This is a genomic window from Staphylococcus sp. MB377 (assembly GCF_001922505.1).
GTDB lineage: Bacteria > Bacillota > Bacilli > Staphylococcales > Staphylococcaceae > Staphylococcus > Staphylococcus haemolyticus.
Window position 1 is genome coordinate 1 of the sequence record NZ_MAON01000062.1, and the last position, 25,592, is coordinate 25,592.

Genomic DNA, 25,592 nt, shown 5'->3' on the forward strand with positions numbered 1-25,592 from the left:
CACTTCATCTGAAAAATTTAGATTTTTATCTTTAATTCTTAATGTATTTAATATAGACTTACACATAGGCGCATTACCTTTCTTTTTTATTTTGTTTGGTAGCTAATAATTATAGAGGTAATTGCGCCATTTTTGTATTCAAACATAAAAATTGGACTGATGATTTTTAGTCATCAGTCCAATTTATTATAGAGCCTATATTATAAGAAAATGTTCATAACCCAGAATATCAATGCTGCTAAAATCGCAGAGATTGGTAATGTAATAACCCATGTAATTATCATACGTTGTGCAGTGTTCCATTTAACACCTTTAGCTCTGTTAGAAGCACCTACACCAAGAATTGATGATGATACAACGTGTGTAGTAGATAATGGGAAATGTAATGATGAAGCTACAAATATTGTTAATGCTGATGATAAGTCAGCAGCAGCACCATTTGCTGGGCGAATTTTCATAATGTTTCCGCCTACTGTTTTAATAATTTTCCATCCACCCATTGCAGTACCTAGACCCATTGCAGTTGCACAGGCAACTTTTACCCATAATGCCGGCTCAACGTTTGTTGGATCTTGAATATTAGCAACGATTAAAGCTAATGTAATGATACCCATTGATTTTTGTGCATCGTTCGTACCATGTGAGAACGATTGCAATGCTGCTGTAAATACTTGGAAGAATCGGAAATTACGATTCGCTCGAGTAAGGTTAGCATTTTTAAAGATAATTTTAACAATCGTGTACATAATGAATCCAACACAAAATGCAATAATTGGTGAAATGATTAAAACAATAATAATCTTAGTAAAACCTTGATAGTGAAGTACACCAAATCCTTGTGCTGCAATCGCTGCACCAGCGATTGAACCTATTAATGCGTGAGATGATGAACTTGGAATACCATAAAACCATGTTAATAAATTCCAAATGATTGCTGCTAAAATAGCGGCTAATACAACTACTAAACCATTATGTAATTTAAATGGATCAACAATATCTTTTGTGATTGTACCAGCAACACCAGTAAATGTTAAAGCACCGATAAAGTTCATAATTGCCGCTAAAAATATTGCAGTTCTAGGCGTCAATGCACGTGTCGATACTGCTGTAGCAATCGCGTTGGCTGTATCATGGAATCCATTGATAAAGTCAAAGATTAAAGAAAATATAACGATAGCTATAGTGATAATTAATACATATTCCATAAATTAAAACTCCCTTAGCTATTTTTCATAATAATCGTTTCGAAATTATTTGCTACAACTTGACATTTATCTGCTATTTCTTCCATGCTTTCATAAATATCTTTTATTTTAATTAGTGTGATTGGATCTGTTTCACTGTTGAAAATGTGTTTAATAGATTGACGTAAAATGCCATCACAATTTGTTTCAAATTCTTTAATATTAATAGAATGAATGCGCATGTGAGATAATTTCTTCTCAACTAATAAACCAACAGCTAATTTCATTTCCGCTACTGCTTTTTGGATATTTTCTACGAATTCTGCCATGTATTCATCTGTATATTCAATTGAATACATTTCAAACATTGCTGAAGTTTCTTCCATTGCGTCAAGAACGTCATCAATTGCATTACATAAAGATAGAATGTCTTCACGTTCAATTGGCGTAATAAATGTTTGATTTAAATCCGCAATAACTTGATGCATTAATTCGTCACCATGTGACTCATATGTCTTGATATTGTCAGAATAAGCTTTTAAATCTAAGTGCGTATTGAAATCCATTTTCCCGAATTCAACTGCAGCACGGTCCAAATTAAATACCATTTCCTCTAATTGAACCATGAACTTATCCTTTTTCTTAGTAAACATTATAAAGCCTCCATTATAGCGATCGTTTCCAATCACATTTGTAAATTTTTATTATTGTAAGACAACTTTAGATAAAGAATACATTTACAATAAGAACATTCAAAGAGTCTATTTTCTGACTATTTGTAAATTTTATGTAAATATAATGTTTTACTGTTATTCACGTAATACTCCATTACTGAATTTGTCCCTATTTGAAAATATCACAGAATTTACATAACCACAATTACATTTACAAATTCTTTACAAATACGAAATATTAGATAAATATTGACTTAAATTGAGTGATTAATCGTTCTTTTAGAGTGATTATAGGCGATAACTGCAAAAATACTATAAATGATTGTATAAATACCCATTACAACGAAAATAGGAACTTTATTATCAAAGCCTATAACCTTCATAAAGACCACTGCCGCAAAGTAAGAATGTAGTAAGGCAATAATTAGTGGTATACCAAAATTAAATGCCACTTTGAGTTTTAACCCTTTTGCCATGTCTTTTTGAATAAAACCTAATTTACGTAATACAGAATAACTTTCTAACTCATCTTCTGTTTCATCAATTTGTTTAATGTAAATAATACACCCTGTAGCGATTAAAAATGCAATTCCTAAAAATGATGTTACAAATAACAATATTCCAGTCAAACTTGATACTTCGCTCACCACTTCACTACGCGTTTGAACATTACCATCAAGACCCTTTGTTATACTCTCAAGTTTTGGTATATCTCTTTTATGTTTTAAATCAAAACCATATTGTGAAACGATATATTTATTTTTCGCATGTGCTTTCAAATAGTTATAATCTGTATCATTTAAAACTAAAGTAGGACCTCCTAAGTCAATACTCTGTTTAAAATAAATTTTATCCATCACTTTATTCAATTTAATATTTGCATGATGCTTTTTAGTTCCTATAGAAGCCGTACCATGGGGTGTATGATTCGATAAATCATGAATTAACCCTTCAGGCATAATTAAATTAGCCTCACCTTTCTCTATAGAAACATTAGGGAAATATTTTTCACTCGTTACAGTAATCGCGTATGGTTGCACCTGATTTTTATCAAATAAATGATCTTTGTATAGTTGAGAATAAACAACTTGTTTAAAGTCGTAATGGTAAGGAATATGATGCCGATTTAATTCAAAACCTAATTCATTAGCTAATTTTTCTTCTTTCAGTGTAACTTCATGAGGAGATTCTAATAGAACTTCATTTGTCAAAGAGCCCCTACTAATCGCAGCGAAACACAATACAGATACAGTTATTGCTGAAATGATTGCCATTACAGTTAATGAAAATGCATTTTTTCTAATTCGAAACATGAGTGATGATGTAAAAATAACATCATTTACAGAAACATTACCACCTTTAAGATATCTAATCGTCTTTAAAATGAGAGAAATCGTACTTCGAAAGAAAAAGTAAGTTCCTAAAACAGTAAGAATTAGAATAACAAACGGTAGTATCACATCATCTACAATCTCGACAAAACGTGTCGATAAATAATAACCTGTTAATATCAATACAATACCTAAAACACCTAATATAACTTCTCCTAATGTAAGTGTGATGTGACTATCTTCTTTACTGTCTTGAGAGGCCATTAAACTTTTAATTGAAGATTTACTTAAATAAATAGACGCTTGAATAATGATAAGTATATAAGCAATGACAAGTATAAATAAAGTTTGCGCAATCGCTTGAAAACTAAAAATGATTGATACAGAAGTATGTATACCTAATAATTTTAAAACAATCATTAATAGTATTTTTGATCCTAAAATACCGATAATCATACCTAATATCGCGGTTATAATAAAAATAAGTAATTGTTCAAGCATTAGCATATAAATAATACTCTTTTTACCTAAACCAATCGTTTGCAATAATCCGAATTCATAGCTACGTCGTTTAATAAACAACATATTCGTATACATAATAAATACAACAATAATGATAAATAAAAAATAACTCCCCACTTGTGTTCCTTGTTGTATCATTGACAACGATTGATGCACATTTAAATGGTGCACATACTTAATTGTTATAAAACTAAAAAACAACACGATACTTAATACAAGTGAAAAGATATAAATCGCGTAATGAATTATATTCTGTTGAAAGTTCTTCCATATAATTTGACTAAAACTCATACATCATGCCACCTAATATACTTTGCGCACGTAAGATCTCCTTGTGAAAGACATTTTTATCGTCTTCACCTTGATAAATTTCAGTAAATATCTGCCCGTCTTTTAACATAATCACACGCTCTGAGAAGCTTGCTGCCAAAGGATCATGCGTTACCATTACTATCGTTGCGTTATAAAGTTCATTGATTTTTTGAAAACGTTGTAATAAATCGCGAGTATTTTTAGAATCAAGTGCCCCTGTTGGCTCATCCGCGAAAATAATCTTAGGATACGTAATAAATGCACGCGCTGCGGATGTTCTTTGTCGCTGTCCACCAGAAATATCTGATGGATATTTATCACTAATTTCAAAAATATTTAAAGCCTGTGTAATACGTTGATAGCGTTCATTCATTTCTTTTTTATCTAACTTTTGAACTGATAAAGGTAACATGATGTTTTCTTTAACTGTTAACGTATGTAATAAATTATATTCTTGAAAAATAAAACCAATATCTTTTTTTCTAATTTCAGACAACACTTTATTAGATAATTTCTCTAATTGTTGACCATCTAAAATAATAGAACCATGTGTTAAATAGTCAATTGAACTTAACACGTTTAATAACGTTGTCTTGCCTGATCCCGATGGCCCCATGATAGCTACAAACTCTCCCGCTTCAATTGACAGATCTATATCTTTTAAAACTTCTTGTTCAGTTTGTTTATTTCCATAAGTTTTGGCAATTTGCTTTGCCTGTAATATTGCCACGGTTTTATTCACCTCGCCATTCATTTTATCTGCATGTGCGTTTACTTTAGAAACATCTCACTACTTTAATCAGTTTAATTATAAAAGTTATCGCTTTTGATGAAATGAAGATGGAGTAACAAATCTAAGTTTTAAGGTAACATTGTTGTCACTTGGGTCATACGGGCCATCAATTCATTCTGTTTTGGAAAAGTTAATACAAAAGTAGTCCCCTGTCCCACTGTAGATTCTACTTGAACATTAATACCTAATTGATCTTTTACACTGTTAACCAGATATAGCCCTATTCCTGAAGAAGTTGTCTCATTACGATTCGCAGTCGAAGTGAAACCACGCTCAAATATACGTGGTAAATCCTTGTGACTGATACCTCTACCAAAATCTTTAATTTCTAATGCTACATGACCATCATTTGTATAAGAACGAATAATAATATCTTGTTCTTGAGAATATTTTAATGAGTTAGATAAAATTTGGCGAATCATCATGCGACACCACTTCACATCCGTGTATACATCTAAGTTTGTTTCTAAATCCAAATCATAGCCTATACCTTTGGCTTGGCTAATGTGACGTGTTAATTGGATCTCATCAATCACAAGACGCTTCAGTGATGTCTCTTCAAAATACATGTCTCTATTTTTAGACTCTAAACGCGTTAAATAAAGTTGCTTATCTAACAACTCATTAATACGTGCCCATTCATACAATAATGACTTTTTACGTGTCCCCTCTTCTTCTTGATCGATTAACAACTTCATCGCTGTCACAGGTGTTTTAATATCATGAACAAATTCTGTTAGAGATTGTTCTGTCGATTGTATGTGTAATTGTTGTTCAACAACACATTCCTTTTGACTCGTTAATTTGCGATAAAGATAATTAACAACTTCCTTTTGAAACGGATCTTCCGCTAAATCTTTATGCTTAATTTCTTCAATTTCTTTATTATTATATAAATGTTGATATAGCTTTACTTCTTTTAAAAAAGTAAAAATTAAAAACATCGCTGTAAGACCGAGATTTAAAGTTACTATAAATCCTATACTCTCGATGGAAATATCATAATCAATGTAAGCCATACCTAATAAAATCACATGTAGAAACACAATCCAAAAAATCCAGTTACTTCGCGTTTTGAGGAATAACCAAAACCACTTCAAGTTACTCATGTGCCATGTAACCTTTACCTACTTTAGTTTCGATCTGTGTATCCATACCGATATCAGATAATTTTTTACGCAAACGGTTAACGTTAACAGTTAACGTATTATCACTTACAAACGCTTCATCATCCCATAGCGCAGTAATTAAGGTATCTCTAGTAACAATTTGATTTTGTTTTTGAATTAACATTTCTAAAATAATCATTTCAGTCTTCGATAAATAGATAACTGAATCACCTTTTTGAATACTATCTTTTGATAAATCCACAAGTGCATCTTGCCAATTCAATGTTCTCTTTTCTTCTGCTCCAAATTCATAAACACGTCGATAAATGGCTTGCAATTTAGCTATTAAGACGTTTGTATGGAATGGTTTTTGCATATAATCATCGGCTCCCAATTCCATGCTCATAACTTGGTCCATCGGATTATCACGTGATGATAAGAATAAGATGGGGACATTAGATACTTGTCTAATCTTTCTGCACCAATAAAACCCATCGTATTTAGGTAATTGAACATCCATAATAACAATCTCAGGATTTGTTTCTTCATAAATATCCATTACTGCACTAAAATCATCTATACCTGTCACAAAGAAATCCCAATGTTCTAATTCTTTTTTCAATTCTTGGAAGAGTGTTTGATCATCTTCTACTAATAATACTTGCATCACTTTATCACCTATTATTTTGTATATTTCATTTTTTCCCCTGATTGAACCCGTCCGTTAAAATGTTTAATTCGGCAATCAATTTCAAACCCTCGCATAATCAAACCTTGTAATGGTGCTTGAACGAAGTAGTAAATTGGCCATAGTAATTTCGGAATATAATCATATAAATGAACAATGACCAATCTTGTCCCTTTAATTTGCCTAAATTCTAATTTACCTTGTTTCTTTTGATTAGATTTTATCATTGAACCTGAAATCAAGTGTAATGTTATAAGTCCCGAGTCGTTTTCAACTTTTTCCATAATTAATAATGGTTTAGACTTTTTTCGTGCATAAACAATGTATCTATCATTATCTTTATATGTGTGCATGAATGTACCACGTGTATCATTAAGCCATTTCATAAAGTAGTCTACTAAATAGGATAATGTCCATTTCCTAGGTAATATCATTCGCATCGCTGTTCTTATATCATCATATTTAGACATCTGTAATTCAGCATTTATATGCGGTCGTTTAATTTGTGTGTTTGTCTTTTCCACAGGAACACCGTAATTCTCTAGCCTTTGTACTGTCTCACTATCAAATCGACTACCACTTATATATACTATTTTAGACACACCTTGTTGAGCTGCTGCTCTGGCAAAGTTATCTGCGGCGATCAAATTTAAATCTCGTGCCGTTGCTTGCGTTAATTTTGCTGAATTCTTATTAGGATCTAAATAAAAAACAGCAATGTCCATACCTTCCATACCTTTTACAACATCAGTATAATTATAAATATCTCTTTTCAACCAAATAATTCGATCATTATCTTCTTTTTTAGTATTTGGATACTTTGATAGGGCATATATGTTTGCATCTTTTTCAATAACACTACTTATATACTTACCAATATAACCACTACCACCTGCTAATAGTACATTCGGTTTCATATTTAAGATTACCCCTTTAGTTTAAAAGTTTTTTATTTTATGTATATCTAAGATTTATTGCTATAATACCACGTAAGACACAATAGTTTATTAATTTGGGAGGAAGCCTTATGGCTCATATTATTCGTGAAATTAGTATAAAAGACGTTGAAGACTTTATTAAATTATTAAGTAAAATTTATGATGAATCTGAATATACATTATATAACCCGGGTGAATATACGCCCAGCATCTCAAGTGTTAGTGATCGTTTAGAACGCATTATCACTTCTCCAAGAAATACTGTTTATGTTGCAGAGCAAGATGATCAACTGGTTGGTTACGCATTCATTACAACTGAAGATTTTGAGCGCAAACGTCACGAAGCAGTTATCACAATTGGTGTTAGACAACTATATCAGAAACATGGCATAGGTATGGCCTTAGTAAATGCGACTGAAGCTTGGTCAATCAACCATGATATTAGGCGTATCGAAGCTTCCGTTGTCCCTGAAAACGCGCGCGCAGTTGAACTCTTTAAAGCTGCTGGATTTAATATTGAGGGCGAATTAAATGATAAGCTATACATTAATGGTCAATACTTCAATAAATATGTCATGGCCAAACTGCTTATTTAGTATTTAAATTTAATATCATTATATTATACTCTAGTCTCAATAATATTAAACAACATTACTAAAATGTTAGATTAAATAACAATATACCTATAGTAATTAAATAGCACTATCATAGATTAATAGAAATTAAAAAGGCTTACTTCCTTAATGATTTAACATTTAGGAAATAAGCCTTTTATTCTTAGCTATAGTGTTGTCACTAATAAAGTTTGATAATTTTATCACTTCATCGTGGTTAGTAAGGTGATAATGAGAAACTTTTATCCGAACTCGTAGAACCATCAAATGGAGATTGCTGATTTTGTTCTACACCAGATGATGAAGTATTTCTGCTTAAGAATGCGAGTACACGTTTCATATTCTCTTTAGATTCTGGCTTCTCTAAATGAAATTGATATTGATGATGTAAATGATGTGAACCATTATAGAACAATGTACTAGCAGGAATGCCTTCTTCCTTCAACTTACGGTAAAATTCAATATTTTGACTGTAGAAAGGATCAGCATCACCTACTGATAGATACGTTGAAGGATAATCTTTAGTCACTTGATTAATTGTTGACATTTGAGAAATATTTTTAAATTCTGATTCCCATTTTGTTGCACCAGTATAACTATGCATAAACATTTGAATTCTTGGGAATTCCGTTTCTCTAACTGTCTTCATATCATAAAAACCACCGAAAAAGATAGCGCCTTTTATTTGTGATGGTGTAAAACGCTGTTCAAATCCCATTTCACTTCGTAGTGAACTATTTGTTTGCATAGCAACATATTGACTTGTAAGTTGTGCACCGGCAGAGTCACCGCCTATAACAACTTGATCTAAATCAATTGGGAAGCGGTCTTTACTATGCTTAATAAATTGAATTGCATCATCAAATTGAATGAGTGGCGTAGGATATTTATAATTAGGTGCTAAAGCATAGTTAACATTCACTACTACATAGCCTTGTTCCACAATTTGCGATAGCAATGGATTTTTATATTGTTTATCACCTGCAACATAACCCCCTCCATGCATCCAGAAGATAACTGGCAATTTAGTATCCTTGTCTATATCGTCAGGCATCATAATGTCGAGTTGGCTTTCAGGAAGATGATTATTATAGGTAATATTTTGAAATAATTTGACGTTAGGATTATTAATTTGAACTTTTTCACGTTGTTGTTTTTTCTTCTCACTCTCTTGTTGATGGTGGTATAGTCCCCAAGCAACTACAACACTCACAATCACTATAATGACACCTGTGATGATCGTCCATTTTTTCTGAGTATTCATTCCCTACGTTCCTTTCAATTGATTATAGAAAGTTTGCTTATTCATTTAATAGAAAAAGCAACCCGTATAATCATACGAATTGCTTTTAAGATTAAAACATTCACTTTCAATTGTAAAGTATTGCTATTTTAAATCTATGCTATATGATCTTTATTATCACTCTTACGTACATAGTATTTAATTAATACTGCAACTACGATAAACAGACCAACAACACCCATAATGTTATATAAGAAGTTAATTAAGTCTGCGAAACCTACAAAGCTTAAAATAAATGCAGCAATCATCATAATAATGATAAAGATGTGATACTTTTTACTATATGGTTCTGTAAAACGTGCTGCGAATGAATAGCATAGCCCTAAGATTGTATTGTACATAACTGCTAACATGATGACAGTTAGAACAAGACCAATCCATGGATGAATAGCATTAGCTAATGTTATTGTTGGAATTTCAGCATCTTTGATTTTAGGATATTCAGATTGTAGTGCAAAGTTAATTAGAGCAAGTAAGATAGTGTAAATCACACCGCCAAACATTGCACCTCCACCTGAAACTTTACGTTTAGAAGCGTCGCCTCCAATTGCAACAACTGTACTAAATCCCACTGCAAAAGCTAGACCACCATACATTAATCCTCTAACTATACCCCAAAATACACTTGTTTTATCAACAGTACTGTTAACTTCATTTAAAGGAACGCTACCTGCAAATAAGTAGTAAATGGCAATAAGTATTACCATAATTATTAAGAATGGTGTAACGATACCAAGTGCCCTCACGATTTTGTTAAAGTCTAATAATAATGTTAAATAAATGACAATAGTCATAATTAAGGCACCTAACCACGTAGGTATGCCAAAACTCTCTTGGAATGTTGAACCTGCCCCTGCAATCATAGTGACTGCTATACCAAATAAGAAGAATACTAATATATAATCGAAGATTTTACTAAACTTTTCTCCGAATAAATATTTTAATGTTGACTCATGATTCGTAGCTTCAAATGCTGTACCTATTTTAGCAACTTGTCTACCTATAAAACCAAGAATCAAACCTGAAATAAGTACACCAATATAAGACCATAAACCATACGGTGTAAAGAATTGCATAACTTCTTGTCCAGTTGAGAATCCGGCACCTACTACAATGCCGACATAGGCGAAACCAATTTTTACAGCTTCTTTATTTAATCCCATGCGAAAATATAACCTCCTTAAATTTGACACATTGTGCATTATAACGCACTTCAAATAATATGCAACAGTGCATAAAGGTTACGAACCGGCGTTTATCGGCTATAAACACTATGCTATATACACTTGTTAAGGATTTAAAATTCTTTAAAAATTATTATGATTATCTTATTTCTCATAAATAAGTAACTAGTAAATCATATTTAATTTTAGATTAATGGTGAACATCATATCTACATCTTTAAACAAATAATAGCGATCATTATAGAGGAGGTAAAAAATAAGTTTAGGAGTAATTGCAGGTTTAATATTGGCTATTATCGCACTAGTCATTAGTTTTTTTAAATAAATAATTAAATTTAAAAATGACTTGAATTAAAAAGGCTGAGACAAAATTAAATGTCTCAGACTTTTTTACCAATTTGGCAATAGCTGACTGATTTGAAATTGACCTTGAATCAAGTTTTCTCAAACCTAGTCATCCTTACCTGGTAGGCGGCCCCAACAAAGAGAATTTCCTAAAGAAATTCTACAAGCTAAGCAAGCTGGGGATACAACGAAATAAATTTTGAAAAATACTATTTCTGTCCCACTACCATATATAAAATCTAGAAAGTAATTATTTGTACAATGATGCAATCATTTACATGCTGATTAATTAGAATTTCCATATTGTTGTAATTCATTAATATCAATAACAACATTATCCATACGTTTAGCTGTTTCTTTAAGTGCATTTCTTGCAACATGATTACTTGGATCTAATTTCAAAATTTGTTTAGCAACTTTGAAAGCTTCAGTATCAGTAATAACAGGTTCTGGAATGGCATGTAATAATAACATTTGTAATAGACTCTTAATTTCTTTACCATTCGTCAACTGAATGGACGCTTGTGCATGGTAATAAGCAGAATCCAATGCCCCTTCTATCTCACTTAGAGGATAGACAAGTAATAGAAATGCTAAATCATGCAATTCAGACGTTTCTTCAAATTTAATCATATCTAAAATACAAGTATAAAACATCATGCTTTCATTTTCATGTGCACATGAAATGTAGGCTTCTTCAAAATCTAAAAAGTCTGCTTTGGTCATTAGTTGTCTAACTTGTTCAAATTCTCCACTTAAAACGTATTCCTTGATGCTACTTTGCATGACCTTGTCCACCTACTCTCTCGCTTTACTATAATAATCTATTTTATCACAATCATTTGTCATTTTCATTTTATAAATTACTTAATTGTAAAATTTATTTTGCGCATTTATTTGATTATTATATTCACCCAGATTATTTAAACATTAGTCAAATGTATTTTCTTTAAATGAAGTTTGACCGACTTCTTGTATCGCTTCATCAGTTGTTCCGCCAACTGAGAGTTTCACTGCAGCAGTAAAACTACCTTCTACTATTGGTGCATCTATCTTCTTAACATGATGTGGTCCTTCATACATCTCAATTGCTAAATCTAAATTCATTTCAGAAGAACCTAGATCATAAAAGCACAATGCGTCATCATCTAAGTTATTGATAATATTTTGAATATCATCAAATGATGTACCTATACCTCCATCGACACCGCCGTGAGCTATAACGTTAACATCTTGCGCCATCTGATTAAGCAATGCTTTAGTACCATTCGCAATGTCTTCACTATGGCTGATAATTATAATTGTTGTCATTCAATCTCATCTCCAATCAGTGCACTTAATACGTAAACCATACTTTGAGCACCAGGATCGATATAACCTATTGAATCCTTTTTAAAGTATGCTGCACGTCCTTTTGTAGCTTCTATCTCTTTCGTATCAGTAGCAAATTGTTGTAGTATCTCTAATGTGATTGTTTCATCATTTTCTAAAGCTTCACGCGCTCGATCTACAACATCAAACATAGTCTTCTCATCTCGTTGTACTTTACCTCTCTGGGCAATCGCAATAGCAAATTCAGTAACAACAGCTTTTAAATTTTCTTTATCCATTTCATCATTAACAACATTAGCCATCTTAACAAAGCTAAATCCATATAATGGACCAGATGCACCACCAATATTTGACATTAATGCCATACCGGTAGATTTAAATAGCGATGACATACTACTATCATCTATCTTATCTTTCAAACTTTTAAATCCACGCAACATATTGACACCATGATCGCCATCACCAATTGCTCTATCTAAATCCGTTAATAATGTTTCTTTCTCTGAAAACACTGCCTCTAAATTTAATAATCGTTGTTTCATATCTTTAACATCCATTTTTAATCACCTCAGTTGAATGTAGTTTTCTTTTTAAAAGTAGCGAGACGTAGTAGGTGCTTGTAAAGCTTTGAGTAGTTCTTCATTATTAGGAAGTAGTGTGATTGAAAAACCTTGCATATCTAATGAAGTCATATAGTCACCAACAAACCATTGCGCTACATCTCTATTTTGTTTTTCTAAATAAAGCGAACAATATTTAGTCACAATATTTAACTCTGATAGTGGTGTACCACCCATCCCATTAACTATAACGATTAATGATTGCTCTTGATTTTCTTTAAGTAATCGGCTTAATAACCGTTCAACGATACTATCGATTTCTTCATAGTGTATTCGTTCAATTCCTTTTTCCCCATGAATACCTATCCCAATTTCTATATCCTCATCATTAATATCAAATCCATATTGGCCTGTTGTCGGAACCATTGGTGGTGTCAGTGCCATACCAATACTTTTAATTTGTGAAGCTATTGTTTCCGCTTTTTCTTTAATATCCTGTAGAACTAAACCTTGTTCAGCTAAATAGCCTACATATTTATGAACGCATACTGTGCCTGCAACACCACGTCTTTGCGTTTCTTCAGACACTGATATGTCATCTTTAACGACAACCATCTCTACTTGAATATCTTCCATTTCTGCCATTTCTTGCGCCATTTCAAAGTTCATTACATCGCCAGCATAATTTTTAACAATTAATAAAACACCATCACCAGTATCGACAGCCTTAATTGCTTCTAACACTTTATCAGGTGTTGGTGAAGTAAATACTTCTCCGCAAACCGCCGCATCAAGCATCCCTTGCGCAACATAACCTGCATGAGCCGGTTCATGTCCACTACCGCCACCTGAAACAATCGCTACGCCTTTAGATTTCTTTTTACGTCGCACGACAACAGTTTCTGCAATGATTTCGATATCATTATTTGCTATTTTTAAACCGTCTAGCATATCTTTTAAAAAGTTTTCTTTTTGTTTTATTAGCTTTTTCATATGTAACCTCCTCCTTTGGCCTATCAATTTAATTATAAATCAAGCGCAATGTATGCGCTATCATTTACATATAAATCGACTTTAATAAAAAAGTGGAAATGGAACAGAATTTGTCCTTATCCAAACACAGAGAATTTCAGCGTAAAATTCATTAATAAGGTCTGTCCACTCCCACGAAGATTACTACAATCGTAAAAAGTTTAATATTTAACTAATTAGAAACGATGTCTTACATATATTTTATCCTTCAGCATCACTATTCAATGCACCAATTTTTAAATACTTTTAGATTTATACATTAAATAAATGAAATAAGGTGCGCCTATAATAGCAACTACAATACCAGCAGGTACCCCTGTCGGTTCAAGAATAACCTTACCAATGGTATCTGATAAAACAAGTAAGAAGGCACCTATAATAATTGAAATTGGTAAAAATAGTTGATGACGCGGTCCAATAATTGATTTTGCAATGTGTGGTCCCATTAAACCAATAAATGTAATAGCACCTGCAACAGCCACGGCAATTGATGATAAAACAACAGCAATAAAGAATAAAATTACACGTTCACGTTCAACCTTAACACCAAGTCCTTTTGCAATATGCTCATGTGTATTAATTAAGTTCAGCACATTAGATTTATATAAAAGAAATGGAATAATAATGATAAGCCATGGAATAGTTGCAATTACAAATGTAAAGTCATCACCCCAGATATTACCAGCAAACCAAGTAGCAATAAATTCTGACTGATCTTCATTAAATTTAGACATAAGCGTAATAGAACCACCGTATAAGGCTGTCTGCATGCCTACACCAATTAGCACCATACTTGAAGGTGTAATGCCATCTCTCTTGTTCACACTAAATAAAAAGATAACAATTGCAGTAGCTACACCACCAATGACACTAATCACTGGTAACACATACACAAAATTATCAGGGTTAATATGTCCTATTGAAATAAATAGCGCTATGGCGAAACCACCGCCAGCATTAATACCTAAAATACCTGGCTCCGCAATTGGATTCTTAGTGACACTTTGAATAATAGCACCACTTAAACTTAACGCAGCACCTGCTAAAATAGTAATTAACATTCGTGGAAAACGAAATTCCATTAAGATTAATTGATCATAATATTCACCTTGACCTATGAGCGTCTTTAAAAAATGATCAACCGGAATTTTATATTCTCCTGAAGACACACTCCATGTACATGCGACTAATAATAATATTGAAAAAATTACTAAAGTAACGATTTGTTTTCGTCTTAATTTAGGATGAATCATATTGTGCGCCCCCCTCTTTTAACTAAGTATAAGAAGTAAGGTACACCGATAAATGAAATAATCGCTCCCACTGGCGCTTCACCTAACATTCGTGCAACAGTATCAGCTAAAATCATAAGTAAACCGCCTGTTAAAGCTGTTAATGGTAATACCTTTGCGTAGTCTGTGCCTACTAAGAATCTGACAATGTGAGGCACCATCAAGCCAACAAAAGCAATTTGTCCTACCATTGAAACGGCTACCCCCGCTAATATCATTGTTAAGAACAAACTTAATCCACGAATCAACGTGATATTTTGTCCCAAGCCCTTAGCAAGTGTCTCTCCTAAATTTAAAATCGTTAATTGTTTACTCATTGTTATGATGATAACAATAGCAATGATAATAACAGGTCCGCTCCACATAAGTTGTTTCCAAGTCGTACCTGAAACACCACCAGCAGTCCAGAAAGTAAGTGTTTGATTCAGCTTAAATGTTAAAGCAATACCTTGACTCAAAGCCGTTAAAAGTGCACTTACAGCAGCACCTGCTAAAATGATTCTCATAGGATTGAAGCCATCACGTCTAGATCGACCTATTGTTAAGACAATAAAGCCACCCAACATCGCACCTAAAAACCCTGCACACATGAGCATTAAGAATGGTGCTGACGGATAAAAAGCAAATGTTAACGCCAATGCAAATGAAGCCCCAGAGTTTAAACCTATTAAACTTGGATCTGCAAGTCCGTTTTTAGTTACGCCTTGAATAACAGCACCAGCAACTGATAATGCCATTCCAACTAATACCGCACCTAAATCACGCGGTATACGTATCTCACTAATAATATTATGTTGTTGATTTTTAGGATTATAATGAAAAATAGCATCCATAATAGTTGAAAAACTAATTTTCGCTTCACCTATCAAGATAGATACAAGCAATGCGCCTACTAACAACACAAAGACTAAAATAATATAGCCAATAAAACCTATGTTTACTTTTTTATCTTTCTCCATCATGATAAAAATTCCCTTTTCTCAGTTTATCTATATATTATGAATAATTACGTTCGAATAAGTCATAGGTCACTAACAATGGTTTACCTGTACGAGGGTCCGTACTAAGTACGACATCAATATTAAACACTTTTTCTAGAATATCTTTAGTCAGCACGTCTTCAGTAGCGCCACAAGCAATGATTTCACCTTTCTTCATAGCGATAAGATGATCAGAAAAACGAATAGCCTGGTTGATGTCGTGTAAGACCATTATGATGGTACAACCTTGTTCTTTATTTAATTGTTGAACTAATTCTAAAATTTCTAATTGATGTGAGATATCTAAATATGTTGTGGGTTCATCTAGGAAAATAATGTCTGTTTTTTGAGCCAATGCCATCGCAATCCAAACTCGTTGACGCTGACCACCACTTAAATCATTAATAGAACGATGTCTAAATTCAGATGTGCCAGTAACATTTAAAGCCCAATTAATCTCTTTTTTATCTTCAGCAGATAGACGGCCGAACCCTTTTTGATGCGGAAAACGACCATAAGATACTAATTCTCCAACTGTAAGACCATCTGCTACTTCTGGTGTTTGTGGTAATATAGCAATTTTTTTAGCAATTTCTTTAGTTGATTGCGTATGAATATTTTCACCATCTAATTGAATTTCGCCATTTTTGATTGTTAATAAGCGTGACAATGCTTTTAATAATGTAGATTTCCCACAACCATTAGGCCCAATGATAGACGTAACCTTGCCATCTGGTATTTCTACATCTAAATTGTTAATAATCGTATGATCCCCATATCCAATTTCCACTTGTTGCGCTTTTAAACGATTCATGCTTCCCCTACTTTCATAATAAATAACTTTGTGTACGATTGAGTTTGCCAATTGATAATAATTATCATAGTCAATAGAGGTATTATAACATCTTTGTAAATAACTGACTATTTGTAATCAACAAAACAAAGGTTAGGTATTTCATTAATTGATGTCGTCATATCACCTTCACCAATATATTGAAACACCTAACCTTATTCATTCTCATTATTCATCTGCTAAAAAGCCATTACCATATACATCTCTCACATCATGCACAACTAAAAAGGCTTGATCATCAATCTTTCGTATAATTTTCTTAGCTCGAGACACTTGTGTTTTTGCAACGACAACATATAATACGTCTTTTTCTTCACGACTATAATAGCCTCGACCATCTAATATTGTGAGACCTCGTCCAACTTGTTCATCTATCGCTTTCGCTACTTGGTCAGGATTACTTGAAATAATTGTCATTGCTTTTTTAGTATTTAAACCTTCTATAACATATTCCATAACTTTGGTACCTATATATAATGATATAACTGTTACTAAGGCCATCTGCAATGGTAATACAGTTAATGATATGAGTACTACAATCAAATCAAAAAACAATAACGCATATGCAGTACTTACATCTAAATATTTATTAGCAATTTGTGCTAGTATCGTTGTCCCTGCAGTTGTACCACCAGCTAAAACAATAATACCAATGCCCAACCCAACACAAGAGCCACCAAATATAGCGTTAATAATGATATTTCCAGTTTCGACGTGCCAAGACTCAGTTAAACTTAAAAACACTGAGATAAGTACAGTTGCCACAATAGTTAATAACATACTTTTTTTACTTAAAAATTTATACCCTACAATGATCAGTAGTGCATTTGCTACAAAGTTCGTGATGGCTGGAGAAATGTGAAACGCATAATATAATACAATGGCTATACCTGTTACGCCACCTTCTCCTAAATTACCTGAGATAACGAATGCATTAACTCCAGCTGAAAATATGAAAGAGCCTAGTATAACTAAAAGTAAATCTTTAATATTTTTATTCACATACACCAACCCCTTTTAATGTAATATCATTAAAAAGGTTATCACAATCACTAGTGAAGCTACAATATGCATTTTAGAAATAGTCTATATCTAGATTATTTTCAAGGTATATTTCTATTTCATCATGTTTAAGTGAACTAATTTAAAAACAAATATAAATTTTCTGAATTTTTTGTTTACTTTGTCGATTACATTTGCTATAATGTGTATAACTTCTTAATAAGAGAAGTTATCTCCTTTGTGTTGTTTATAGTAACAAAACAAATTTTGCTCGAAGTACTGTGACAGTACCTAGTCCTTACCGTTACAAGTACATTAATATTCATTTCCCATAAAAACCAAGTATATAGAGTGTCTCCTCACCCTACATACTTGGTTTTTATCATGTTAACTAAAATCTACTGAAATAATTCAAAAAAATCGTGGAACGAAATTCAAATTGAATGATGTTCCACGATCCTTTTAAATTGTCAAACATGCTATGTATCTTCTTACCAAGCGAATAATCCGACAAACGCTGCAGTAAGTAATGATACTAATATACCTGCTAATAACATCATTGGTACGTATTTAGATACAAAATCTGATGTTTTTTGATCGACAATCCCTTTTAATGTTCCGACAATCATTCCGATTGTAGAGAAGTTAGCAAATGAAACTAAGAATGTTGAAATAACAGCTCTTCTGTGAGGGCTATATGAATCAACGACTTTACTAATTTCACCCATAACTACAAATTCATTAGTAACAATCTTCTTAGCCATTTGTTGAGCAACAATCCATGCTTCTCCCCATGGCAAACCAAGTAAAAGTGCAAATGGATACATAAATAAACCTAAAATTTGATTTAAACCGAAACTTCCTTTTACGCCTATCCATCCACCGACTAGACCTGTAATTAAGTTTATAAAGCGATCAATTAAGTCTGCTAAAGCAACAAAACTAATTACAAATGCAATGATGATTAATACTAATTTACCTGCATTAAGTACAGAATCACCTAAAAATGAGAAGAAAGGTTGACGTTCTACCGTTTCATTATTTTTGATGCTATAAATGATGTCTTCTTGTTCTTCAACACTTACCGGATTCAAAATTGAAGATACAATTATCGCATTAATAATATTTAGCGGTATCGCTGTTAATACGAGATCACCCGGTATCATTTGAACGTATGCACCAACAATAGCTCCAGAGATTGAACTCATTGACATCATAGCCACTGTTAATACACGCATTTCATTCATACGTTTCAATTGTTCGTTTGATACAGCTAAAGCTTCAGTATTACCTAAGAACATCATTTCGATGCCAAAGAATGATTCAAATTTAGGCTGACGCGTAATTTTCGCTAGCACCCAACCAATACCACCTATAATTTTAGGTAAAATATTGAAATACATTAATACGTCAAATAATGGTACTACAAGCAGAATTGGGAAGAGTGCGCTAATCGCCATATCCATCTGTTTACCGCTAGTGAAACTGCTGAATGCAAAGCCTGTTCCAGTATGCGCTGATTGAATTACCCATGCAATTGCTGAAGCTAATCCTTCTACAATCGTTCTCCCGATTTGGAAATAGACGAAGAACCATGCTAAAAACAAGTTTAATACTACAAGAATTAAAATAGATTTCCATTGGATGTTTTTGCGATCTCTTGAAAATAAAACTGCAATTCCCAAAAATGCAAGTAACCCAATGATGTTAACCAATAAAAACATAAGGCACCTACCTGATTAATTTTTTTGCCATTAATATCATAGCATGTCTATACAACAGAACCGTACTTTATTCACTAATTAACCCCAAAAGTTCTGTTAATAATATATTTTTAATTATACCATGAGGTAATGTTCGAGAAAATAAAGATTTTTTAAATAGTACAATAGAAAGCACTAGAGTTAAATTTACTGCTCTAGTGCTTTCTACTTTCAATTTAATTATGATTTTTTCTCAATATCTTTATAAATATAATCACCAATATATTGAGATGCTTTTCCATTTTCTATAGAACAAAAATCATTATAAAATGATTCTATCTTATCTTGATATTTCACTTTATGTTGATCAATTTGTTTTAACTCTTCAGCTAATTTAAACTCGTCTGTAATAATTTCACCTGGTAGGTCGTTCATGTAATCCATATAGAAACCACGAAGTCCTTTATCATATTTTTCGATATCGTATGCAAAGAAAAATTGTGGACGCTTCAAGATACCAAAGTCAAACATAACAGAAGAATAATCAGTAACTAATGCATCAGAAATTAAGTATAATTCCGAAATGTCATTATAATTTGATACATCAATCGCAAAGTCATCATATCCATGTAAATCTAAAGCATTCGCAATTAGATAATGCATTCTTAATAAGATGACATACTCATCTCCTATTTCTTTTTGAAGATTAGCTAAATTAATTTTCAAATCAAATAAGTATTGTCCCTTTTTCACAAACTCATCGTCTCTCCAAGTTGGAGCATACATGATAACTTTCTTATCTGCAGGTAAATTCAAGTCACGCTTAATTTGTTCAATATATTCAGTGTCATTTTGACGGTTAACTAATACATCATTTCTCGGATAACCAATCTCCCATATACGGTCTTCATCCATCCAAAATGCTGATTTAAAAATATCAGAAGAGTATCTATTTGGTGATACTAAACGATCCCAACGTGATGCTTCAGCATAGAAGTTCTTCTTATAGTTTGCAGTTGTCGTGCCAGGCATTCTAACCACTTTCATATCATTAGCTAAACGTTTTAATGGTGTTCCGTGCCAAGTTTGGATATACATTTGATTCTCTTTTTTATTTAAATATAAAGGTAATCTAGCGTTTGTAACCCAATATTTCGCTTTAGCATAGGCATCATAATAAGCTTGAGATCCTTTTTTCACTTTAGTAGCATTACCTGGAATATTGTTATTTTCTGGTTTTGAAAAGACCCAAATATAATTTAAATGAGGATAATGTTTTTGCATGTATTCATAAATATATTTAGGACTATCGCTATAATTTTTACCACCAAACGCTTCAAATACAATTGTATTCGGGTCAACTAAGTCTTCATTATCACTCAGTTGATATTTTGAACGTTCTTTCATCTTGCTATTTAACACAATATTTTTAACTAAACGTGTTTTATTTCGTAAGTCATTAACATATTTGGCATTTTCAACATCATCCATTGATAAGAATAATATTTCTAAATTGTATAATACTTTCCCATCTTTTAGGATGTTCCATTTTAAAGCTTTAACAATTTTAATAAGCGCATCTTCAAGTGACACATATCGAGATTTTATATCTCTAAGTGCAGGATCAAATCCACTTTTAATTTCATTTTTCATTCGTTGAATGAGGAAATTTTTAATTCGCTTATCATTCGTTCTTTGCATAGCATCAAAGAAACTATTAACATGATCTTCAAATTTATTTGTAAAATCTTGATCACTTAATGTATTACCATAAAATGGATCGTATACCTCACCACGATAATAGAATGGGAAATTGGTAATTCTAACAAAACGCTCCGCATATTTTAAATACTCAAGCACAAATGACGTATCTGCATAAATATCTAATGATTCATTAAATTGAATCTGATGCGCTTTAATAATGGCATTTTTAAATAAAATATTACATGCTGATTCTTTTCTCAAAATTGCATTTGGCCTTTTTTGATGAGAAGCATATTGCAAACGTACTTTATCTTTATCTACATACTGTGGTCGTTGACTTCTAAATTTATGAATTGGTGCAATCAGTGTATCTAAACCATTCACATGTTGAAGATAGTAATCAACAGCATATGAGGCCAATTGATCATCGGCATCTAGGAATAGTACGTATTGACCATGCGCTTGTTCCAAAGCTACATTTCGTGCATGTGCATGTCCAGTATTCTCTTGCAATTGAATGAAGTGAACGTCTTTATCATATGATTTTAATGCTTCTTGTAAGATTTCTGTTGAGCGATCAGTTGAACCATCATCGACAACAATAATGTCAAAATCTTGATTTCTCTGGCTTTTTAAACTGTGAATACACTCACTAATATAATCTTCATTATTAAAATACGTAATAATAATCGATAATTTATTCAATATATTTCTCTCCAATTTTCTATTTATTCTCCGCATGTGTTACGTCATCGATGAGTGATTGATAATTATTTGATGCTTGTTCTACACTAAATTTTTCACTTAATTTTACATCTTTGAAATGAATATTTCTAGCCATTTCCATTGCATCCGCAAACCCTTCGATGTCATCTTTTTTCACAAGTATACCATTTTCATGATTAGTAATTAACTCACTCGGTCCATAACGTACGTTATATGAGATAACAGGGCAACCGCTGTTTATACTTTCCATAATCGATAACCCAAAGCCTTCATACCGACTTGTCAATAGTGAAGCTATCACTTTTGAAAAGACTTCTTTAGGATGATTAGTGTGTCCTTTGAATATTACTTTATCTTCAAGTTGAAGTGTTTTAACCAATTGCTTCAATTTGTTTAAATTACCCTCTTTATCTTTTCCATATACAAGCAACGTAGATGAATAACCTTTTTTCAAATAAATATCAAACGCTTTGATAATATGATCAATTTGTTTTTCTTGAGCCAATCTACCAATAAAGCAAAATTGATCTTCTACATCATCTCGACTATTTGATTGCGCTATGCTGACAAAATGAGGTATGACATCTATTTTATTATCATCTATGCCAAACTGTGATTGAATATCATGTTTTTGATATTCTGTTAAAACTATATATTTATCGATTATTTCTTGTTTATCTAGTGCTAATTTATATGAATGACGAACTTTATTCCCTTGTAAATGATTGCTATGAAACATTAATATGCGCTTAATGTCATTTTCACAATCAATCAATGGTCTGTCGAGTAAGCGTGCATCATTAAATACAACACTTCCATTAGGTAAAACATGGTTATAATAATAAGTAAATAACGCTTTTTCATTATTAAAGGTGCGCGTCTCACCGTGCATTGATAGATGTTGAATATCAATCAATTTGTTCTTTTCATCGTTCGTAAAATGTTTCTTTAAGTACACGTTACCCTTTTTATCATAATATTCTTCCATTGTTTTGATTGCCGTTACATCATCAAAGTAATCAATTTTATGTAATCTGCCATTTAGCGTGAATGCCTTACGTTTAGATACCTTTTGTGAATTAGGATTGATTGTATCTTCAAACTTCATAATCTGTCTATTCGCATAATATTTGCGAAATAACACATAAACATTTTCTTTATAGTATTTAACGTTATCGCCTTCTTGAATGGCCTCTAACCCACGTATTTTAACTTTAGTTTGAATTGGTAACTTTCTAAATAATCTGGGTTCAACTGGTTCCTCTAATAAATTATAATTCGCAAGCCAATCGTATATGTTGTCTAATTTTGTATTCTCAGTTATTAATTCTTTATTCCTAAAAATTCGATATACATTTTTATAATTAGCGTTATAGTTCGTCGTTAGAATTGTAGAAGTTTCTCCCAATTGAGTTTCTAAAAACTTTACTCTATGTAACAAAGATTTTGTTCTTCCACCATGTGTAGGAGGTAAAGTGGAAGTTATTGTATATAACATAATTATGCTCCAATCTTAAGTTTTAAAGTGTGAGACTGTATACTCACATACGCCATTTAATTATTGATGATTATTTCACAGTTAACTACATAAGACAAAACATATCCTTCATTTTTTCTTATTAAAAAAGTAGTTGGAACTAACATAAGTCCCAACTACCTAATATTCATTACTCGGTTAAATTTTGAGTAGTAACAAACTGATGGTATTTTTCGTGATTTCTCATTAATTCAACATGTGTACCTTCACCTGTTACCTTACCTTGATCTAGGAATATGATTTTGCCTGCTTTTTTTATAGTTGAGAGACGATGTGCAATAACAATAGTAGTTCTTCCTTCCATAAGAATTTCTAATGCCTCTTGGATTTTTTGTTCGCTCTCACTATCTAAATTTGCGGTAGCTTCATCTAATAATAAAATATCAGGATTTTTCACAAAACTGCGTGCAATATCGATACGTTGTCTTTGACCGCCAGATAACTTCAGACCACGTTCACCTACTAACGTGTCATAGCCATCATCAAACTGCATAATAAAGTCGTGACAATTCGCTAACTTAGCATACTTAACCAATTCTTCATCCAACACTTCACGGTTTATACCATATAAAATATTGTCACGTATCGTACCACTCATCATAGAATTCGATTGCATTACATAACCAATCTTGTTTCGCCAATTTGTAATTGGAACATCATAAATACTTTGCGTTCCATATTTAATATCTCCAGATTCAATGTCATACATACGTTCAATCAAATTAAAAATTGTACTTTTTCCTGAACCCGACGGACCAACAAATGCGCTCACCTCTCCTTGAGGTATAAGGAAAGATACGTTACTAAGAATCGTTTTAATATCATATTTAAAATCAACATTTTCAAATGACAATTCACCATCGTTAATTGAGATATCTTCTATAGGTTGTAAATCTTCCATTGGTTCAATAGGTTCTTGCATGATTTCAAAGATTCTACTACTTGCACCAACTGCTTTTTTATAATCTGTAACTAAGGTTGAAAGATTCATTAATGGCATCGATAACTGCATCACATAAAAAATCATCGCAATTAACGCGCCAGCTGTTATCGCACCTGTAGCTATCCTTATCGCACCGAAACCTAATATAACTGCGATCATTAATAACATAATCACACTTGAAATAGGTTGAATGACAGCTGTAATTTTTGCTTGTCGCAGACCTAAATTATAAATCTCACGTAAATTACTGTGCGCGTTGTTTAATTCTTGTCTTTCTGTATTCGATACTTTTACTAAACGCATTTCAGTTAACACACGACCTAGCAAACCACTAAAGTTAGCAATTTCAGTTTGTGTGTTCATTGATATCTTTTGCATTTTGCGACCTAATGGAATCATTATTGCCATAAATATCGGAATTGCAATAAATGTTAATAATGTCATTTGCCAGTCCATAATAAACAACATAACTATGGATCCAATGAGTGTAATTACTGCGGGAAGTAATTGTGGCAATTTCTGTGAAATAAATTCATTTATAACCTTAGTATCGTCTGTCAAACGACTCATTAACTGCCCACTTTCATTCTTATCGAAAAAAGGCATTTTTAATTTAATGATATGTTCCCAAAGTATTGATCGAATATCGTAAATCATTTTTTCACCAATTTTACTTAGTAGATAAATACCAATACCACTTAGTAGTGCATTAGCTATAAATATTCCTGCAAATAAAAGAACGATATTCCAGTTGATACTACTTGTTGAGAATTTATCAACTAATCGTCCAGTAAATAGAGGAATTAACAGACCACTAATACTCCCTAGCGAAGAAATAATGATTGCCGCAATAATCAGTCCATATGGCCACGACAATCGTTTAAATAAGAAAAATAACGGATTTTGACCTTTCATAAATTAGCCCTCTTTT

At 32.3% G+C, this 25,592-nt stretch carries 22 protein-coding genes; 1 reads left to right on the forward strand and 21 read right to left on the reverse strand.

Going from position 1 to position 25,592, the window contains the following annotated elements:
* Positions 1–200: 200 nt before the first annotated feature.
* The 7 genes from BB045_RS10825 to BB045_RS10855 form a co-directional block, all read right to left on the reverse strand.
* A complete protein-coding gene (locus BB045_RS10825) occupies positions 201–1,205 on the reverse strand; it encodes an inorganic phosphate transporter (RefSeq protein ID WP_070581128.1) in 1,005 nt (334 codons plus the stop codon).
* Positions 1,206–1,219: 14 nt separating this feature from the next.
* The gene (locus tag BB045_RS10830; RefSeq protein ID WP_070581129.1) at positions 1,220–1,837 is read right to left on the reverse strand and encodes a DUF47 domain-containing protein; all 618 of its coding nucleotides are present in this window, start codon (positions 1,835–1,837) and stop codon (positions 1,220–1,222) included.
* Positions 1,838–2,112: 275 nt separating this feature from the next.
* Positions 2,113–4,002 (reverse strand): ABC transporter permease, encoded by a 1,890-nt coding sequence (locus BB045_RS10835; RefSeq protein WP_070860942.1) that lies wholly within the window; start codon positions 4,000–4,002, stop codon positions 2,113–2,115.
* Positions 3,992–4,753, reverse strand: a complete 762-nt coding sequence (locus BB045_RS10840) for an ABC transporter ATP-binding protein (RefSeq protein WP_070860943.1) — start codon at positions 4,751–4,753, stop codon at positions 3,992–3,994. The genes BB045_RS10835 and BB045_RS10840 overlap by 11 nt, the downstream gene beginning before the upstream one ends.
* Before the next feature lie 131 nt (positions 4,754–4,884).
* Positions 4,885–5,925 (reverse strand): HAMP domain-containing histidine kinase, encoded by a 1,041-nt coding sequence (locus tag BB045_RS10845; RefSeq protein ID WP_070860944.1) that lies wholly within the window; start codon positions 5,923–5,925, stop codon positions 4,885–4,887.
* Positions 5,918–6,592 carry a response regulator transcription factor GraR/ApsR gene (gene graR / locus BB045_RS10850; RefSeq protein ID WP_011276495.1) on the reverse strand — a complete coding sequence of 225 codons (675 nt, stop codon included), beginning with the start codon at positions 6,590–6,592 and terminating at the stop codon, positions 5,918–5,920. Before graR ends, BB045_RS10845 begins: the two co-directional genes overlap by 8 nt.
* A gap of 14 nt (positions 6,593–6,606) precedes the next feature.
* Positions 6,607–7,530, reverse strand: a complete 924-nt coding sequence (locus BB045_RS10855; RefSeq protein WP_075140757.1) for an NAD(P)H-binding protein — start codon at positions 7,528–7,530, stop codon at positions 6,607–6,609.
* A gap of 110 nt (positions 7,531–7,640) precedes the next feature.
* On the opposite strand from BB045_RS10855, the gene BB045_RS10860 reads away from it, so the two are divergent.
* Positions 7,641–8,147, forward strand: a complete 507-nt coding sequence (locus BB045_RS10860) for a GNAT family N-acetyltransferase (protein ID WP_070441937.1) — start codon at positions 7,641–7,643, stop codon at positions 8,145–8,147.
* Between the two features lie 235 nt (positions 8,148–8,382).
* Here the strand turns inward: BB045_RS10860 and BB045_RS10865 are convergent, their stop codons facing one another.
* The 14 genes from BB045_RS10865 to BB045_RS10930 all read right to left on the reverse strand — a co-directional run bounded on the left by BB045_RS10865 (position 8,383) and on the right by BB045_RS10930 (position 25,576).
* The gene (locus tag BB045_RS10865) at positions 8,383–9,429 is read right to left on the reverse strand and encodes an alpha/beta hydrolase (protein WP_075140758.1); all 1,047 of its coding nucleotides are present in this window, start codon (positions 9,427–9,429) and stop codon (positions 8,383–8,385) included.
* A 134-nt stretch (positions 9,430–9,563) separates the two neighbouring features.
* The gene (locus BB045_RS10870) at positions 9,564–10,631 is read right to left on the reverse strand and encodes a YkvI family membrane protein (protein WP_070860947.1); all 1,068 of its coding nucleotides are present in this window, start codon (positions 10,629–10,631) and stop codon (positions 9,564–9,566) included.
* Between the two features lie 651 nt (positions 10,632–11,282).
* Positions 11,283–11,783, reverse strand: a complete 501-nt coding sequence (locus BB045_RS10875) for a hypothetical protein (protein ID WP_070441946.1) — start codon at positions 11,781–11,783, stop codon at positions 11,283–11,285.
* A gap of 144 nt (positions 11,784–11,927) precedes the next feature.
* Positions 11,928–12,308, reverse strand: coding sequence for a dihydroxyacetone kinase phosphoryl donor subunit DhaM (dhaM, locus tag BB045_RS10880; RefSeq protein ID WP_070860948.1), 381 nt, complete (start codon positions 12,306–12,308; stop codon positions 11,928–11,930).
* Positions 12,305–12,886 carry a dihydroxyacetone kinase subunit DhaL gene (gene dhaL, locus BB045_RS10885; RefSeq protein WP_070860949.1) on the reverse strand — a complete coding sequence of 194 codons (582 nt, stop codon included), beginning with the start codon at positions 12,884–12,886 and terminating at the stop codon, positions 12,305–12,307. Before dhaL ends, dhaM begins: the two co-directional genes overlap by 4 nt.
* 33 nt (positions 12,887–12,919) lie before the next feature.
* A complete protein-coding gene (gene dhaK / locus BB045_RS10890; RefSeq protein ID WP_075140759.1) occupies positions 12,920–13,882 on the reverse strand; it encodes a dihydroxyacetone kinase subunit DhaK in 963 nt (320 codons plus the stop codon).
* A gap of 275 nt (positions 13,883–14,157) precedes the next feature.
* Positions 14,158–15,174 carry a FecCD family ABC transporter permease gene (locus tag BB045_RS10895; protein ID WP_070860951.1) on the reverse strand — a complete coding sequence of 339 codons (1,017 nt, stop codon included), beginning with the start codon at positions 15,172–15,174 and terminating at the stop codon, positions 14,158–14,160.
* Positions 15,171–16,175, reverse strand: coding sequence for a FecCD family ABC transporter permease (locus BB045_RS10900; RefSeq protein ID WP_070860952.1), 1,005 nt, complete (start codon positions 16,173–16,175; stop codon positions 15,171–15,173). Before BB045_RS10900 ends, BB045_RS10895 begins: the two co-directional genes overlap by 4 nt.
* Before the next feature lie 34 nt (positions 16,176–16,209).
* Positions 16,210–17,007 (reverse strand): ABC transporter ATP-binding protein, encoded by a 798-nt coding sequence (locus BB045_RS10905; protein ID WP_075140760.1) that lies wholly within the window; start codon positions 17,005–17,007, stop codon positions 16,210–16,212.
* A gap of 207 nt (positions 17,008–17,214) precedes the next feature.
* Positions 17,215–18,048, reverse strand: a complete 834-nt coding sequence (locus BB045_RS10910; RefSeq protein ID WP_070860953.1) for a YitT family protein — start codon at positions 18,046–18,048, stop codon at positions 17,215–17,217.
* Between the two features lie 491 nt (positions 18,049–18,539).
* Positions 18,540–19,772 (reverse strand): NupC/NupG family nucleoside CNT transporter, encoded by a 1,233-nt coding sequence (locus BB045_RS10915; RefSeq protein WP_011276509.1) that lies wholly within the window; start codon positions 19,770–19,772, stop codon positions 18,540–18,542.
* Between the two features lie 219 nt (positions 19,773–19,991).
* The gene (locus BB045_RS10920) at positions 19,992–22,160 is read right to left on the reverse strand and encodes a bifunctional glycosyltransferase/CDP-glycerol:glycerophosphate glycerophosphotransferase (protein WP_075140761.1); all 2,169 of its coding nucleotides are present in this window, start codon (positions 22,158–22,160) and stop codon (positions 19,992–19,994) included.
* A gap of 19 nt (positions 22,161–22,179) precedes the next feature.
* Complete coding sequence (locus tag BB045_RS10925; RefSeq protein WP_070860954.1) at positions 22,180–23,679, reverse strand: glycosyltransferase; 1,500 nt, start codon at positions 23,677–23,679, stop codon at positions 22,180–22,182.
* Positions 23,680–23,848: 169 nt separating this feature from the next.
* Positions 23,849–25,576, reverse strand: coding sequence for an ABC transporter ATP-binding protein (locus BB045_RS10930; protein ID WP_070860955.1), 1,728 nt, complete (start codon positions 25,574–25,576; stop codon positions 23,849–23,851).
* Between the last annotated feature and the right edge of the window lie 16 nt (positions 25,577–25,592).

What these genes read in the sequence shown, in the direction of transcription:
- BB045_RS10830 (WP_070581129.1), bottom strand. Translation starts at nt 1,837, where the DNA reads ATGTTTACTAAGAAAAAGGATAAGTTCATGGTTCAATTAGAGGAAATG.
- BB045_RS10865 (WP_075140758.1), bottom strand. Translation starts at nt 9,429, where the DNA reads ATGAATACTCAGAAAAAATGGACGATCATCACAGGTGTCATTATAGTG.
- BB045_RS10915 (WP_011276509.1), bottom strand. Translation starts at nt 19,772, where the DNA reads ATGTTTTTATTGGTTAACATCATTGGGTTACTTGCATTTTTGGGAATT.
- BB045_RS10860 (WP_070441937.1), top strand. Translation starts at nt 7,641, where the DNA reads ATGGCTCATATTATTCGTGAAATTAGTATAAAAGACGTTGAAGACTTT.
- dhaM (WP_070860948.1), bottom strand. Translation starts at nt 12,308, where the DNA reads ATGACAACAATTATAATTATCAGCCATAGTGAAGACATTGCGAATGGT.
- BB045_RS10875 (WP_070441946.1), bottom strand. Translation starts at nt 11,783, where the DNA reads ATGCAAAGTAGCATCAAGGAATACGTTTTAAGTGGAGAATTTGAACAA.
- BB045_RS10905 (WP_075140760.1), bottom strand. Translation starts at nt 17,007, where the DNA reads ATGAATCGTTTAAAAGCGCAACAAGTGGAAATTGGATATGGGGATCAT.
- BB045_RS10825 (WP_070581128.1), bottom strand. Translation starts at nt 1,205, where the DNA reads ATGGAATATGTATTAATTATCACTATAGCTATCGTTATATTTTCTTTA.
- BB045_RS10845 (WP_070860944.1), bottom strand. Translation starts at nt 5,925, where the DNA reads ATGAGTAACTTGAAGTGGTTTTGGTTATTCCTCAAAACGCGAAGTAAC.
- BB045_RS10895 (WP_070860951.1), bottom strand. Translation starts at nt 15,174, where the DNA reads ATGATTCATCCTAAATTAAGACGAAAACAAATCGTTACTTTAGTAATT.
- BB045_RS10930 (WP_070860955.1), bottom strand. Translation starts at nt 25,576, where the DNA reads ATGAAAGGTCAAAATCCGTTATTTTTCTTATTTAAACGATTGTCGTGG.
- BB045_RS10855 (WP_075140757.1), bottom strand. Translation starts at nt 7,530, where the DNA reads ATGAAACCGAATGTACTATTAGCAGGTGGTAGTGGTTATATTGGTAAG.
- graR (WP_011276495.1), bottom strand. Translation starts at nt 6,592, where the DNA reads ATGCAAGTATTATTAGTAGAAGATGATCAAACACTCTTCCAAGAATTG.
- BB045_RS10835 (WP_070860942.1), bottom strand. Translation starts at nt 4,002, where the DNA reads ATGAGTTTTAGTCAAATTATATGGAAGAACTTTCAACAGAATATAATT.
- BB045_RS10900 (WP_070860952.1), bottom strand. Translation starts at nt 16,175, where the DNA reads ATGATGGAGAAAGATAAAAAAGTAAACATAGGTTTTATTGGCTATATT.
- dhaK (WP_075140759.1), bottom strand. Translation starts at nt 13,882, where the DNA reads ATGAAAAAGCTAATAAAACAAAAAGAAAACTTTTTAAAAGATATGCTA.
- BB045_RS10870 (WP_070860947.1), bottom strand. Translation starts at nt 10,631, where the DNA reads ATGGGATTAAATAAAGAAGCTGTAAAAATTGGTTTCGCCTATGTCGGC.
- dhaL (WP_070860949.1), bottom strand. Translation starts at nt 12,886, where the DNA reads ATGGATGTTAAAGATATGAAACAACGATTATTAAATTTAGAGGCAGTG.
- BB045_RS10925 (WP_070860954.1), bottom strand. Translation starts at nt 23,679, where the DNA reads ATGTTATATACAATAACTTCCACTTTACCTCCTACACATGGTGGAAGA.